Below are 15,268 nucleotides of genomic sequence, written 5' to 3'. Positions count from 1 at the left end.
TCGGTTTCGTTGCAGGAACGCCAGAACGCGCAGATTCAGTCAGGCGCTTTCCTCTTGCATAAAATGCCGATGATCAGCTATCCATACTTGTTTATCTCATCGGACGATGTGTTTGAATAATCGAGACACAGCAGTGTCGATGACAGGATGAACATGCTGAATATTCTTAAGATGTTGGCCGGACGAAGTGCATTTCGCGTACTGTCCGCCTTGGCTTTTTGTGCCTTTCTGCTGACCGGCTGCGCTGGCGGCGTCACTAACGTGAGTGCTTTTCCAGCGGCGGCGCAGGTGCGGCCAGAAACCATTTATGTCTATGCGTTTGAAAGCACGCCGGACCAGGTGAAGCTCGACGGTGGTTTGCTTCAGAAGGTGAAGACGCAATTCGACGGTGCGTCGACCATGAAGAAGCAAGCCGGCGATGCGCTCGAAGTGCGTGAGCAGGTGGCCGATGAAATCGTCAAGCAACTGCAATCGATGGGCCTGCACGCGGTACGTGCAGATTCGCCTGCGCCTACGGACCGGAACGTCCTGATCGTGCAGGGTAGCTTCGAGACAATCGATGCCGGGAATCGCCGCCGCCGGATGCTGGTCGGTCTGGGTGCGGGGAAAAGCCAGGTTGGCACGTCTGTGCAGGTCGTGTATCAACCCGCGGGCGAAAGGCCGAGGTTGGTACAGAGTTTTGATGCCAAGGCGGACAGCGGCAAGGCGCCTGGCGTGGCGGAAACAGCGGGCATTGGTGCCGCTGCCGGACATGTTGCGACATCGGCTGTGGCAGGCGTGGGTCTGCATGCCGTGTCCGAGACGAAACATGCCGGGGTGTCGGCAGATGCGAAGCGGCTGGCCGATTCCGTCGCGAAGCAGGTTGCGCAGATCGGCGTGAGTGAGGGCTGGATGACGCCTGACCGGATCAAGGGCTAGCGAGCTGGGATCAAATCTGCGGGTTCAGAACGGTACTTCAGCCACGTGCCAAAGCACGCCGGAAGGATCGAAGATGAACCCGACTTTCATGCCCCAGCTTTGCAGCGCCGGTTCGCGAGGAGCATTTACGGAAAACTGCTCGACAAGCGCTCCGGGTTTCGTCTTTTGCCACCACGAATCCACATCCCGGACGAGAAGTTGAATCATGCAGTTCTCGGCAAATTCCTTGGCGTAGAAATTCTGGAGAATGAAGCTGAAACTGCCCAGCTTTAAGATCGCGATGCTTTCGTCCTCGTGGGTCAGCATGAAGCCCAACGCCTGATAGAAACGCTTCGAAGCGTCGAAGTCTTTCGCGGGTACGAAAGGTCGAATAGCGAGGATCTGATCCATGATGATTCGTCACTCCCCAAGATGATGTTGCTGCTGTTGTTAGCGAAATCGCGTTGAAATCTTATCAAGCTGCGGGGCGCCCGGGAACATGAACAAACCTGTGGCATCAAGCACGATTAAAGCGCTCATGTAGCCGTCGCGGTTAACTGCCGTAATTGCTCCAGCAGCATGACGGCAGGGCGCGGCAGAATGCCCTGGCGTCGCCGGAAGGCCGTTAGCGTGCGGCGCGCGATGAGTCCTGGGATGGGCAGGGTATCGAACACGCCGGCCGCGCTTTCGGTGTCGTACATGGGCGAGGCCATCCAGCTCAAAAAACCTGCACGCGTGACAAGACTCTTCAGAACGGTGATAGAGCGGGTCTCGACCGCGATCTCCGGCATGGGTAGCCCATGCTCGGCGAACACTCGCTGCATGTGCTCGAACGGGCCGGTGCCCCGAGGCGGGACGCACCACTGCTGATCAAGCGTATCGGCCAGGCATAGCGCCGGATTGGCACGCAACGGATGATCGAGCGCAGCAACCACGTAGCTCGTGTCCTCCCAGCAGCAATCGGATATGGCTGTAATCTCATCCGTATCGGGCACTGCCATGCTGAGCGCAAGGTCGATCTCCTGCTTGAGCAAGCTGTCGGCGAGCCGGTCCCACACGCCCTCAATAATCTGCACGCGCAAGTTCGGCCAACGAGCGAGCACGCCGCTGACCGCCAAGGGCAGCACGAGGGTTGCAATGCTCGCCACGGCACCTACCCGGATCGTGCCCTTCGCGAGGCCGCGAATTGCGTCGATCTCTTCGCGTGCATTGTCGGCTTCGTGCAGCAGCAGGGTTGCGTGCGGGAGCAGGGCCTCGCCGATCGCGGTCAGTTGCATGCCTTTTGAATGGCGTTCGAACAGAGGGGCGCCCAGCTCTTCCTCCAGTCGCTTGATCGTCCGGCTCAGGGCCGGCTGCGTCACATGGAGAACCTCTGCCGCGCGGCCGAGGCTGCTGCTGTCGACAATGGTCGTGAACGCATGAAGTTGCTGAAGACTAAAGGTCATGATTGCTCGGGAGCGGGGGGCAAAAAGGAAAGCAAATCAACGCGAGGTGCCTTAACAGTAAAGCTTAAGCCGAAACGTATGCTGGTGACACGGAGCGCGATGCAATTGCCGACATTCCGTACGGTCTTTCATTTTTGGCATAAATCGGCTGAAATCGCATCGATCTGACATTGTGCTGGATGTTCGTCGGAAAATCGAAAGGTACGTATCGTGATGCATCGGGAGGATCGACGGTGCAGATTGATCACGCACGGCCCCCTGAGATGGTTTGATCTCCTCGTCAAAGTCGCGGTCGAATACGGTTCATCGACGTCAGCCGGATACGTGTGTGCGTTGATCTGCAAGCACCGAGCGCTGTTTTGCTTACTGGTGACGTGGCGCATGGCCACCGTATTAAAGCGAGTTATCGCCGCAACCATATATCGTGAATGCCTTCCCCGCTATGGATTGGAAATATTGACGATGATACGTTTCGAACCCTCACCGCGGCGTTGTTTGGACCGGCATGCAAAAGCTGCGGAAACGGCGGTGTAAGCACGCAAAAAAAATCAAAGCGTGCACCGGGACATGAGCCGGCCCATCCGCTTCTATCATCGCCAAGTTGTCTTTGCTCACCATGCCAATTGCAATTCGAGTCGATACCGAAGCTACGATGCAGATCCGCAGCTTCGCGCGAAGCATGGGTCAAATCGTGCTGCAGAGAAACGCCGCAACAGGGGGGATCCTCGTCCTTGCTTTGTTGTGCTTCAGCCCGCGTCTTGCGTGCGCATTGTTAATAGGCACGCTGACGGGTAATGTGCTCGCACACATCTTCGATGACGATGGTTCGCCGGCAACGCGCAACGACTTGCACGGCTTCAACGGCGGGCTCGCGGCACTCGCTGCGTTTACTTTCGTTCATGACGATTCACGCGCGACCGCCGTCGCCATCCTCGCGGCGGTGTTAGCCACCGGCTTGTCGGACGTGCTCACACGCGTGCTCAGCCGTTGGAATCTGGCGGCCTATTCGAGTCCCGCAGTGCTGGTGACATGGGCTTGGCTCCCCCTATTTGCCGATCCGTCCCTCACAACTTCCGCAGTGAGAGGTACTGCCGCGGCAAGCGCGGACAGCGGTATCACTTTGCTTTTTAGCGTGGCTCCTGCATTCCTTCGGCCTTGCCTCGAAGGTAGTGTCGCGGGCCTGGCGCCAATAGCCTTTGCCGCAGGGCCTGCTGCGGGGGCCTTGATACTCGTCGGCCTCCTGGTGGCGAGACCGTCGCGCGCTGCGTGGGCGCTGGGTGGTAGCGCGCTTGGACTCGCGCTATACACGGTTTTCGGCACATCGGCGGGTATGCTGGAGAGCGGTGCATGCGGTTTTAATCCGGCACTAGCGGCGCTTGCGACTTGCCGGTTCGGTGTCAAAGCGGCGATTTCAGCCATTGTTTTGACCTTGCTGATCGAGCTCGCGGCGTCAGCCATTGGCATACCGGCATTGACTGCGCCTTTCGTAGCGGCTTCGTGGTTTGTGCAGTTGCTGGCGCAGCATTTCAATGCACGCCAGCAACGGCGACTCCTAGAAATACTCTAAATGGATGTTGCCGGGGTATATCCATTGCCGCGAGTGAGCGACGACAATGTCCATAAAGGCCGACGGTCCGCAGCAGTAGGCGTGGGTATTTGATGGAATCGCTTCGACGGCATAGCCGATCGCACGTTCGGTTGCCTCGGGCGTGAGCCCATAGTGATAGTGGACGTTTCCGCTGTGTTCCATCTCGCTCAAACGATCCTGAAACGCAGCAAACTCCGTTGATCGCGCGAAATAGTGCAGATCGAATGGGCGCTCATTAAATGCCAGCTCTTGAGCCATCGCGAGCAACGGGGTGATTCCAATACCGGCCCCGAACAGCAGCGCTTTCTGCGAAGAGTCGGACAATTGAAAATTGTTGCGAGGCTGTCCTATGAAAAGTTTGTCTCCTTCAAGAACGTCTCGATGAATCGAGGCTGACCCTCCTCGAGACTGGCTATCTTCCTTGATGCCCAACACGTAGGAATCCCTGTCCGTCGGACCATTGCAGAGCGAATACTGACGAACGACGCTTTGAGCATATTGGGGCTGAGGGATGTGCACGTCAATGTACGCGCCCGCCGTGAATGCGGGAAGCTGGGTGTGAGTATCAGCGACTAACTCCAGGCCTACAATGTCTGGTGCTACCGTCCATTTCCTCCGAACAACAACACAAAGCGTATCCATTTCGTCATCCTAATCAGTAGATACTTAAATACCCGTTAGCGATCGCGGTGTTCCTCAAAGGTAGCGGTTTGTGATGGTCAGGGATACGTATTAGCGACGAATTTCAGGTATACGAAATGCCGTCTTGACCTTGGCGGAGGTGCATTACCGGGATATTGTTCGGCGAACCTCTCCTTCAACCTTTTTCAACCGGTCTACTGGGCGGCAAGCTTTGCGCTTTGTCGCCTCATACCCTCGAAGATCTTCTCTGACACGTCCTTGGGAAACTCGGCTGGCAACAGCGCCTCAAGCTCCGCGATGACACCCCCGGTCATGTCGATCAGGGTAGTGATCATTTCCTCGACGTCAGCCGGGGCAAGCGTCACTTGTTGTCCCTGCGCAATCCAGTGGCGACGCCGGATATCATTGATCAGGTAGTGCGTGTTTTTACCGCGCACCGCCATTGCCAGTCTCACCCGACGCGCAGAAAACAGGTTTTTCCCGTTTCCAATTATCGGGTGCGCGGAGAGAACATCATAGATCGGCGTGGCCTCATAGCGGTTGGACTTCAGGTGTGCGATGCTGAAATTCTTTGCGTGCCCATCAGTGGCCGCGAGCAACCAGAAGACGATCTGCGTCATAAAGAAATTGCGCTGATCGATAGTCGACCGTTCTGAACCGGCGAGCACTTCCATGACCTCCTGAATTCCAGGTCCACCATCTGACTCATATTTGGCCGCAGCGGGCGTCCCGGTTGCCTGGCACATATCCTCCTGGGGAAGCCGGAGGATCCACGAACCGTTGCTCGCGTACCTGCGATCGAATCGCTCAACCACGAGTACTTTCTGGTCCTCGAAAGTTGCAATGTTGCAGCCTGCGATGGGCAAACCATACGCTGCGATGATTTGCGAGCACAGCCACTCGTTTTCTACCGACGTGCGCATGTCGGCGCGCATGTTTCCGACCAGCCCAAGCGCTAGCTTCATGATATGCGTGGTCGGCGTACTGCCTTCCGGGATGACCCACTGGTCGTCGTGCCACAGGAGCGCGGTCTTCTCCTGCGCGCCGGCGATGGACAGGCGCAGGTCGTCGATGGGCTCATGCTGGCCCAGCACAGGCGGGGCCGTTATTTCCCGCAATAGCTGCGCGATTTCGGCCTCGTTGAGGGGACGGCCGTTGATCTGCTCAAGGTCTACCGGGATCTCGTCCGGCGGCAGCATCTGGATGGCACCTACGCAGTCTCGCCCCAGCTTGGTCAGCAACTCGAAAGGCGACGTACCGCCAGTTTTGTAGCGGCCCGCGATACGTTCGCGGATAGTCTTGCTGTCTGGCAACAGGTTATCGAAATAGTCCGAGACTACCTTACCCCGATAGGGCTGGTTGCCGGCCGTAAAAGGCAGCGAGAGCGAAAGGGGACGTCCCTGTTCGTCGGCTAGCCATTCTTCGAGATAGGTGAGCTTCTCTCCGTCCCGGGTGGTCTCCCAAGTACCGACTGGCAACCCATTCATCCAGAGGGTCAGACTTTTTGCATGTGCGCGGCGGCCCATTGTTACCAGTCCTCTCGCTTCTTGACGGCAGCGCCCATTGGCACCGCTCGCTTCCGTGTGACCGGCTTTGGCGATCCTTGCGCGCTACCACGTGCCGGCGTGACGACGGCAGCTTTCCGAGTGGCCGCCGTCTTCGATGCCGCGGTAGTCGCGCGCTTTTTCGTCAGGCTTGGTTTCACTGGGACCGGCGACTCCACGGTTCGCATAGGCTTTGGTATGCGGACGTCGAGATTCGCCGAGCCCGACGTCAGGGTCAGTACGATATCAACCTTGAGCACCTTCAAAACGTGGAATAACCGATCCATGCTCGCGGATTCGGGCTTTGCCTCGAGTTGGGCGTAGGTCTGCTGGGTAACCCCCAAATGGTCCGCTATCTGGGCCTGGGTGAGCCCGGCAGCCTTGCGGAAACCGACAAGGAGCGGTCGCAACTGGAGGGGGGTCTTGACGGGATAGTCCACGGGCGAGCTCCGGTGATCTGGACAGAGGTTAGGCTGTAAATGACAAAAACAGTATATATACTGTTTTAGACGAATACAAATAAATAACTGTAAATGCCGGATACAGTAAATACCTTGTTATCCCGGTTTTCGCTGCACCGTTGAGTTTGGGGCGCCATGGGAACGATGCTACAAAGTCATGCGAAAAAGTAATGTCTTTCTCTTAAAAAGGCAATATTCATGATGTGTTGGAGCCTGGATAATCATGTCACGGAGATAGCGCTTACTCGCTCAGTCACTCGCTGGATTTTCAGGAGGCATTTGCATGACAGGCAGCACCCCGCAGCAAGCTATTTCAGACCGTGATCAACCCGTGCGCATCACGGTCCGCGACGCCGTGATCGATTTCATGCGACGCGTGGGAATGACATCGGTATTCGCGAATCCGGGGTCGACCGAGTTGCCGATGTTTCGCGATTTCCCCGCCGATTTCCGCTACATACTCGGGCTTCAGGAAGCCGTCGTGGTCGGCATGGCCGACGGTTATGCGCAGGCGACGGGCAACGCCTCGCTGGTAAACCTGCATTCGGCAGCCGGTGTCGGCAACGCGATGGGCAACATCTTCACCGCTTTTCGTAACCGCACGCCGATCGTCGTGACCGCCGGACAACAGGCCCGTTCAATCCTTCCATTCGACCCGTTCCTGGCGTCGACGCACGCGACCGAGTTGCCCAAGCCTTACGTGAAATGGAGCATTGAACCGGCGCGCGCTGCTGACGTGCCGCTGGCGATTGCGCGTGCTTATCACATTGCGATGCAGGAGCCGCGTGGGCCCGTGTTCGTCTCTATTCCTGCTGACGATTGGGATCAACCGGCGGACTATGTACCGGTAAGCGACGTCAGCACGGTGACGCGGCCGGACCCGGTCATGCTGGCGCGCATGGGTGACGCGCTCGATCAATGCGCACGGCCTGCGTTTGTAGTCGGTGGCGGCGTAGACCGCGCGGGCGCGGTGGACGAAGTGGTGCGCCTCGCAGAACGTCATCAGGCACGCGTTTTTGTGGCTCCCATGTCGGGGCGCTGCAGCTTTCCCGAGGATCATCGGTTGTTCGCCGGTTTCCTTCCCGCCATGCGCGAGAAGATCGTCGAGATACTGGGCGGGCATGATCTCATCTGTGTGCTCGGTGCTCCCGCTTTTACTTACCACGTCGAAGGCAGTGGTCCGCACGTCCCCCAGGGTGCGCAGCTATTCCAGCTTATCGATGACCCCGGCGTGGCCGCATGGACGCCAACCGGCACGGCAACGGTCGGAAACATCCGGTTAGGCGTCACGGACTTGCTGGCGCGGCCCGCGCCCATAGCGCGTCCGCTACCGGCGGCTCGCCGCGCGCCTCCACGTGCCGAGGCTTCATCGCTGATGTCGGTGGCATTCGTGCTGCAAACGCTTGCCGAAATACGCAACCCGGCTGACGTGGTGGTTGAAGAAGCGCCGAGTGCACGGCCGGTCATGCAGGACTATCTGCCGTTCACTCGCAGCGGCACGTTCCTGACCATGGAGAGCGGGGGCCTTGGATACGGCATGCCCGCAGCAGTGGGCGTCGCGCTCGCCAAGCCGGGCACCCGGGTAATCGCGCTGATTGGCGATGGTTCCAGCATGTACTCAATTCAGGCTATATGGAGCGCGGTACAGCTTAATCTGCCTATTACATTCGTCATCCTTAACAATTCACGATACGCGGCGTTGCAGGATTTTGCGCCGGTGTTTGGTTTCGCACCGAGCGACCCAGTACAGGGAACCGACCTTCCGGGTCTGGATTTCGTGACCCTTGCTGCCGGCATGGGATGTCGGGGCGTTGCGGTCAGGGAGGCCGCCCGCTTGAAGGACGTATTGAACGAAGCTTTGCACACCGCCGGGCCAATGCTGGTAGAGACCATCGTGGCTTAGCGCGGGTGGCGCATTGACCACCGCTCACATAAAAACCATCAGGAGACAGACGATGAAAACCATTGCCATGTTGATCAACGGTGAGGCAGTACAGGCAGCCAACGGCGCGACCTTCGAGCGCAGGAATCCACTGGACGGCGAGGTCGCCACGCGTGCACCGGCCGCGTCGGTGGCTGACGCGCTCGCCGCAGTCGATGCCGCAGCCGGCGCGTTTCCCGCGTGGTCTGCTACAGGCCCGGGCGAGCGACGCGCACTGTTGATGCGTGCCGCGCAGGTCCTCGAAGAAAAACACGCCGCCTTTGTGTCCGCCATGGCGGCGGAAACCGGGGCATCGGCTATCTGGGCCGGGTTCAACGTGCATCTGGCTGCCGCCGGACTCATGGAGGCAGCGGCGCTCACCACGCAGATCGCCGGCGAAGTCATTCCATCCGATGTATCTGGCAGCCTGGCAATGGGCGTACGGCAACCGGCCGGCGTCGTGCTCGGGATCGCGCCGTGGAACGCGCCGGTAATCCTCGCGGTGCGTTCTGTCGCGCTGCCGCTCGCGTGCGGCAACACGGTCGTCCTCAAAGGGTCCGAGATATGTCCGGCAACGCACGGCCTGATCATCGATGCGTTGCAGGAGGCAGGATTGCCCGCGGGCGTAGTGAACTTCGTGACGAACGCACCAGCGGATGCCGGCCCGATCGTTGAAGCGATGATTGCCCATCCCAAGGTGCGGCGGGTGAACTTCACGGGTTCGACCCGCGTCGGCAAGGTCATTGCTGCAAGCTGCGCGAAGTACCTCAAACCAGCGGTCCTGGAGCTGGGCGGCAAGGCGCCGCTGCTCGTGCTGGACGATGCCGATCTTGACGCCGCAGTCGATGCAGCCGTGTTCGGTGCGTTCGCCAACTCGGGGCAAATTTGCATGTCGACGGAACGCATCGTGGTGGATCGCAAGGTGGCCGACGCGTTCGTCAAGCGGTTCGCCGCTCGAGCGGTCGAACTGCCGCTGGGCGATCCGCGCAACGGACCGGTCGTGCTCGGCTCGGTTGTCGACATGAGTACCGTCGCACGATGCAATGCGTTGATCGACGATGCACTCGCGAAGGGCGCAACGCTGGTTTGCGGTGGCAAGGCCGACAGCACGCTGATGCCAGCCACGTTGCTGGATCACGTTAACGCGGACATGCGGATCTACCACGAGGAATCGTTTGGACCGGTCAAAGGGATCGTGCGCGTGGACGGAGACGAAGAGGCCATTGCCTGCGCCAACGACAACGAATTTGGTTTGTCTTCAGCGGTATTCAGCCGGGACATTGCGCGCGCGATGAATGTTGCCAGACGTATTGAATCGGGCATCTGCCACATCAACGGCCCGACAGTACACGACGAGGCGCAGATGCCTTTTGGCGGTGTCAAGGGCAGCGGATTCGGTCACTTTGGCGGCAAGGCGGGCATAGCGGAATTCACGGATCTACGCTGGATCACCGTACAGACCACGCCGCGTCATTATCCGTTTTGATGGGAAGACGTTTAGCGCGTCGGTCCCATCGATCAAGAAAATTAAGCTTTCCTAATAAAAGACATCGCGCAGCAAGCGGAAAGCGGAACCGTGCAAGTAGCGGCTCACGAAGGTCATGCAGGAAGGTCATGACTTTTACGCTAATTGGCAATAGCAAACGATCGAACCTCGCTCACATAATTCGCTCAAGAAAATAAATATGTGTGGGGTGTACCCGCACAAAAACAGGAGACAGTCCTATGCCCAGCTACGTACCTCCCGCTGTGTTCACCGGGTCCGCGCAGACGGAACATGATCAGACGATGGCACTGCCGGACACAAGCAAGACCGTGGACATCGGGAGCGTGCTCGACGACGGCCCATTCACCACGTTCCAGAAGCTCATTGTCCTGCTGGCAGCGCTGTCGATCATCGTCGATGGTTTCGACAGTCAGTTGATCGGCTTCGCCATCCCCGTGCTGATTAAAGAGTGGGGCATAGCCCGCAACGCATTTGCCCCGGTGGTTGCGGCAGGACTGATCGGGATGGGAATAGGGAGCGCTTGTGCCGGTTTGTTCGCGGATCGTTTCGGCCGGCGCTGGGCTGTGATCGGCAGTGTGCTGGTATTTGGCGTCGCGACCTGCGCGATCAGCCTTGCCCCGAATCTTGCGGTAATTGCCGGACTGCGGTTTATCGCCGGGCTGGGAATAGGCGGAGCGTTGCCTACTTCCACCACCTTGACGGCGGAATATACGCCCGCGCGCTTGCGCACCGTAGCGGTCACGGTCACGATCCTTTGCGTGCCTCTGGGTGGCATGGTGGCTGGACTGTTCGCCAGCGTGATCCTGCCGGCTTATGGCTGGCGTGCGTTGTTCCTGACGGGCGGCGTGCTGCCTCTGGTGCTGGCGGTTCTCTTGCTGTTTGCGTTGCCTGAGTCTCCGCGCTTCCTGTCGCGTCGACCGCACCGTTGGGCCGAATTGGTGGCGCTGCTGGGCCGCATGTCGCGCCCTGTCGCTAAAGATGCAAGCTTCACCGACATTCGCGAGCGTGATTCAGAGAAGCACGTTGGTTTCACCGCGCTTTTCAAGGACGGCCGCGCGTTGGACACCGTGGCGATCTGGTGTGCGTTCTTCATGTGTTTGCTGGCTGTCTACGCCGCGTTTAGCTGGTTGCCGACCATGCTGACCAACGAGGGTTTGTCGGTTCAGTTTGCCGGCTACGGACTGACGGCCTACAACCTGGGCGGTGCGATCGGGGCGTTGGCATGTGCCGTCACCATCGCGCGATTCGGTTCGCGCTGGCCGCTGATCATTTGTTGTTTAGGCGCGGCTGCCAGCGCGTGGTTGCTGCTAACAGTCGATGTCTCCCGGCATGTGAGCGTGCTGATGTTCGGACTCTTTACACACGGCCTGTTCGTCAATGCAGTGCAGTCCACCATGTATGCGCTTTGCGCCTATGTCTACCCAACGGGAGTGCGTGCGACCGGAACTGCGTCGGCTCTGGCATTCGGGCGGATAGGCGCCATTGTCAGTGCGTTCGCCGGTGCCGCGGTCATTACCGCAGGCGGCGCGTCGTCGTACCTGCTGATGTTGGGGGCGGCAATGACAGTCGTGATGATCGCGCTTGCGCTTGTACGTCGACATATACCGAGTGCGATCCGCTAGAACGCTGGACGTATTGGCATCGAACCTTCTGATGCGGGGTTGAGCGATCGTTTTCCCCGCACGCTTCTGACTTGACCAAGTCGCCCAAGCGGGATTCAAGTTTCCCAGAATATTAAGAAATTAGTATGCCTATCTAATCATGAGAGTGAAGTTAAAAAACGAGGCGATTCAAACCAGGAGGGTCGGGTGCGCAACACGCTCGACCGTTGTCGGCACAAGAAATTTTCAACCTGCATTCAAAGCGCAGGTCAGGGGACTCGGAGACAATGAAATACAAAACCGCACTATTGGGCGCGTTGCTCGGCATCAGCGCGGCGCCGTCGTTTGCGCAAAGCAATGTGACGCTTTACGGGATTATCGACACGGGCGTCGAGTATGTAACGCATGCCGATGCATCGGGCAACAGCGTGGTACGGATGCCAGGCGTGACGGGTGAGCTTCCATCGCGATGGGGCATACGCGGCAACGAGGATCTGGGTGGTGGCTGGTCAACCATCTTCACGTTGGAAAGCGGTTTCAACACCAAAGCCGGGACCCTGAACCAGGGTGGCCGCCTTTTCGGTCGGCAAGCGTACGTTGGTTTGAAGGGGCCGTATGGCAGTCTGACGTTCGGTCGCCAGTACACCATGACGTACTGGGCCATCCTCGACTCTGATCTGCTTGGCCCGGACATCTATGGCGGCACGGGTTCTTTCGATCAATATCTGCCCAGCGCGCGCAGCGATAACACGGTTGCCTACAAGGGAACCTTCGGCGGCCTGACCGCGGGTGCAACCTATTCCTTCGGCCGTGATTCGGCCGGTACCGGGAATTCACCGGGGCAGGGCACATGTGTTGGCTCGGTTCCGGGCAGCCCGCAAACCTGCCGCGAGTGGTCGGCCATGCTGCGTTATGACTGGAGTGGTTTCGGCGCTGCTGCAGCCTACGACGAACAGCGCGGTGGCCCGGGGGCCTCGGCGAACCTGTTCGACGGCACGCCTACGTTCGCGTTGACCAACCCGGGCGACAAGGATATCCGCATGCAGCTGAACGGCTACAGAGCGATCGGGAAATTGAAGATCGGGGGCGGCTGGCTTGGGCGCAGGGTGGAGACCGTTTCGTCCACCACGCCCAACGTGAGGTCGGATCAGTTCTATTTGACGGCTGCGTATCCGGTTACGCCTGCGTTTCTCGTGGACGGTGGCATCTACCGGATCGTCAACCGGCAGGACGACACTCGCGGGACGATCGAAGTGCTGCGCACGACCTATTTCTTGTCGAAGAGTACCGCTGTGTATTTGCAGGGAGCGTATCTCGCGAACAGCGCGAAAGCCGCCTACACGGTGAGTCAGGGTGGTGGTGGCACGACGCCTGCCGCGGGCGCCGGGCAACTCGGTGTCATGGCCGGATTGCGGCACAGTTTCTAGTTGCCCGAAGTCTTGCTACTCGCTGCCCGGTCGACGTCTGAGCGGGTAAGCGTGATTAATGACAAAGACATCGCGTCCCGGGGTTGGTTTAATCACCGGCCCCTCTTTAAATAACGGCTAATCGCAGTGCTCGGACGCAACACGCGCGAAAAACGAGAACGGTTTATTTTCCCGAAAATCCACCTTTCCGCATTAATTTTCCATTTTTTTAACGTGCACCATAACGTCGCCAAGCGCGCTGGGGCTCGCGGCGAACCCAATGAAAGATGACAATAGTTGCAAGAAGACCAGTCATTCCCGCTTTAACCGGCATTCGCTTCCTGGCAGCGTTGAGCGTTGCGCTTTATCACCTTTCGCCCGATGTCGCCGCGTCGTTAGGGATTTCGCCATTTTATTTCTATGAGAACTCCGGCGATCCCGTCGAGTTATTCTTTATTCTCTCCGGGTTTATCCTCACCTACACCCATCCGGAAATGAGCGGGGCTGAGGCGCCTGCTGTACGACAGTTTTATTTTTCTCGATTCGCAAAAATCTACCCGATTTATCTTCTGGGCTGGATCGTATTTGCGCCGCTGGTCTATTCGAACCTTGCTGCTTTGCACGGACATTCGGCCGGCCTATATGCGCGGCTCGCGTTTTACGGCGTGATTTCTCTAGCGCTGTTGCAAGCCTGGACGCCGGCCACCGCGAATGCCTGGAATACCCCCGGATGGTCGCTTTCTGCGGAAGCGGTCTTCTACGCGTCGTTTCCCTTCCTGTTTGCTTTCCTTAAAAATCGCAGCGTTGGCGTGCTGTTGAGTTTGATCGGGGCGTGCTGGTTAGTGTCCGTTATCCCTACATTGACGCTTTCGTTCCTGCCATCGTCATTGGGGCAGGCGTATTGGCTGCGAGAACTGGTCAACTTTATGCCGGTGCTTCGGATAGGCGAGTTTATTGCCGGTATATGCATGGCGCGTCTTTATTTAAGCCAAGGCTCGGTCAAGTCTTTTGCCTTCGATGTGGCCGCTTTCGCGGCTTTGGCTGCGGCGGTTGCGGTCATCGTTCTGGCAAATCATGTGTTGGCCAAGGCGTTGTTATTCCCGGCCTTTATCCTGCTCCTCTATTGCCTCGCACGCGCTAAAGGGGCGCTTAGCGGCTGGCTTGGGAGTAAGCCCATGGTCCTGCTTGGCGAGGCGAGTTTCGCGTTCTACATCCTGCATGTGCCGCTTTTCAGGTATGCAAAGATGCTGTTCCCGAGTGTAGCCACCGCTCCCGCGCCGTTCCTGGGATTTTTGCTCGCGCTAACGGCTGTGTCGATCTTCAGTTTCCTTTGGATTGAAAAGCCGTTGTGCGCGTACCTTCGCAAAGCCTATAAGACCTCGCGCACACCGCGTGCGATCCGGCAACCTGAACACGCGCACTAGATCCCGGATCGCCTTGGCCCGTCCACTAGCACTGCGTGGCTTAGAGCTTGTTGCGAATTGGTTTTCGTTCGCACTCGGAGTTGGGCGGTGGTCGGGGTCTATGCTAGGTTCCAGGGTTAGCGGTCGGGGTCAATGCCGGGGTGGTGCTTTCGGTGTCAGTGGTCTGCATGAGTCGGATTTTCTCTTTATCACTGTTAGCCACTGTGCGTGGCGGCACGTCATTTCCTGGTCCTTAGCGACAAAGAAACGAAGCAAAGAAAACGCTTTTAACCGCTCTACCCTAAGTGTCCACAGCGTGCAGTTTTCATTCATAGGTGCCCCAAAAGCACTGTGCTCGCCAGAGCGAAGGATGTGTGAAACCCTCCTTCTCCGAACTCAGGTTCTGACACGCTTCGCCACCAGTGATTGAACCTGCCCAAGGTTCACCCCGCGCTATCCGCGAACAACCAACCACCAAATCATTAAGCATGACGAATCACACCGCTACCCACCAAGAAATCAAGAAATCAAACGGCCGGAATGCGTGAGGACGTCGTGGACGAAAACAATCGCATAGGCCACGCAATCACGACATCAAGACATCAAGACATGAAGCAGCAATACGCGTGATGCCGTGACCCTGACCTACGGCAATAACCGAAGTAACCGATCGAAGCACTCAACCAATACATCGAGAAATGGGGCAAAAAAAGCGCGTAGGATCATGCTGACCATTGGGGCGCCGGTGCTTGCCCGAGAGCACTGGTGGCGAAGCGTGTCTATGTCGGGATTCGCGAGAAGGAGGGTTTCACACATCCGTCGCTCTTGCGAGCACCGTGCTTTTGGGGCACCC

At 58.3% G+C, this 15,268-nt stretch carries 12 protein-coding genes; 7 read left to right on the top strand and 5 right to left on the bottom strand.

What is annotated here, in order from left to right; translation table 11 throughout:
• Positions 1 to 171 precede the first annotated feature (171 nt).
• Entirely contained in the window at positions 172 to 918 is a 747-nt protein-coding gene (locus GSQ93_RS29035; protein WP_254074155.1) for a DUF4410 domain-containing protein, read from the top strand.
• Between the two features lie 24 nt (positions 919 to 942).
• Here the strand turns inward: GSQ93_RS29035 and GSQ93_RS29030 are convergent, their stop codons facing one another.
• Both GSQ93_RS29030 and GSQ93_RS29025 read right to left on the bottom strand, forming a co-directional pair.
• A complete protein-coding gene (locus tag GSQ93_RS29030) occupies positions 943 to 1,308 on the bottom strand; it encodes a VOC family protein (RefSeq protein WP_158939106.1) in 366 nt (121 codons plus the stop codon).
• A 125-nt stretch (positions 1,309 to 1,433) separates the two neighbouring features.
• Positions 1,434 to 2,342 carry a LysR family transcriptional regulator gene (locus tag GSQ93_RS29025; RefSeq protein WP_158939105.1) on the bottom strand — a complete coding sequence of 303 codons (909 nt, stop codon included), beginning with the start codon at positions 2,340 to 2,342 and terminating at the stop codon, positions 1,434 to 1,436.
• Between the two features lie 652 nt (positions 2,343 to 2,994).
• Between GSQ93_RS29025 and GSQ93_RS29020 the strand changes: the two genes are divergently transcribed.
• The gene (locus GSQ93_RS29020; RefSeq protein WP_254074115.1) at positions 2,995 to 3,909 is read left to right on the top strand and encodes an urea transporter; all 915 of its coding nucleotides are present in this window, start codon (positions 2,995 to 2,997) and stop codon (positions 3,907 to 3,909) included.
• On the opposite strand, the gene GSQ93_RS29015 is transcribed toward GSQ93_RS29020, so the two are convergent.
• From GSQ93_RS29015 to GSQ93_RS29005, 3 genes are all read right to left on the bottom strand, one after another.
• Complete coding sequence (locus GSQ93_RS29015; RefSeq protein ID WP_158939103.1) at positions 3,895 to 4,572, bottom strand: ferredoxin reductase; 678 nt, start codon at positions 4,570 to 4,572, stop codon at positions 3,895 to 3,897. The genes GSQ93_RS29020 and GSQ93_RS29015 overlap by 15 nt on opposite strands.
• 194 nt (positions 4,573 to 4,766) lie before the next feature.
• Positions 4,767 to 6,098 carry a type II toxin-antitoxin system HipA family toxin gene (locus GSQ93_RS29010; RefSeq protein ID WP_158939102.1) on the bottom strand — a complete coding sequence of 444 codons (1,332 nt, stop codon included), beginning with the start codon at positions 6,096 to 6,098 and terminating at the stop codon, positions 4,767 to 4,769.
• Between the two features lie 2 nt (positions 6,099 to 6,100).
• Positions 6,101 to 6,556, bottom strand: a complete 456-nt coding sequence (locus tag GSQ93_RS29005; protein WP_158939101.1) for a helix-turn-helix transcriptional regulator — start codon at positions 6,554 to 6,556, stop codon at positions 6,101 to 6,103.
• A gap of 304 nt (positions 6,557 to 6,860) precedes the next feature.
• Between GSQ93_RS29005 and mdlC the strand changes: the two genes are divergently transcribed.
• From mdlC to GSQ93_RS28980, 5 genes are all read left to right on the top strand, one after another.
• Positions 6,861 to 8,480, top strand: a complete 1,620-nt coding sequence (mdlC, locus tag GSQ93_RS29000) for a benzoylformate decarboxylase (RefSeq protein WP_158939100.1) — start codon at positions 6,861 to 6,863, stop codon at positions 8,478 to 8,480.
• Positions 8,481 to 8,532: 52 nt separating this feature from the next.
• Positions 8,533 to 9,984, top strand: a complete 1,452-nt coding sequence (locus GSQ93_RS28995; protein ID WP_158939099.1) for an aldehyde dehydrogenase — start codon at positions 8,533 to 8,535, stop codon at positions 9,982 to 9,984.
• A 302-nt stretch (positions 9,985 to 10,286) separates the two neighbouring features.
• Positions 10,287 to 11,627: an MFS transporter gene (locus tag GSQ93_RS28990; RefSeq protein ID WP_158939834.1), complete on the top strand. Its 1,341-nt coding sequence runs from the start codon at positions 10,287 to 10,289 to the stop codon at positions 11,625 to 11,627.
• Between the two features lie 266 nt (positions 11,628 to 11,893).
• Entirely contained in the window at positions 11,894 to 13,033 is a 1,140-nt protein-coding gene (locus GSQ93_RS28985) for a porin (protein ID WP_158939098.1), read from the top strand.
• Between the two features lie 266 nt (positions 13,034 to 13,299).
• Positions 13,300 to 14,436 (top strand): acyltransferase, encoded by a 1,137-nt coding sequence (locus GSQ93_RS28980; RefSeq protein ID WP_301952095.1) that lies wholly within the window; start codon positions 13,300 to 13,302, stop codon positions 14,434 to 14,436.
• Positions 14,437 to 15,268 lie beyond the last annotated feature (832 nt).

Origin of the sequence: Burkholderia sp. S171 (assembly GCF_009766085.1) — a bacterium.
GTDB lineage: Bacteria > Pseudomonadota > Gammaproteobacteria > Burkholderiales > Burkholderiaceae > Caballeronia.
This window is presented reverse-complemented; position numbering and strand designations above follow the sequence as displayed.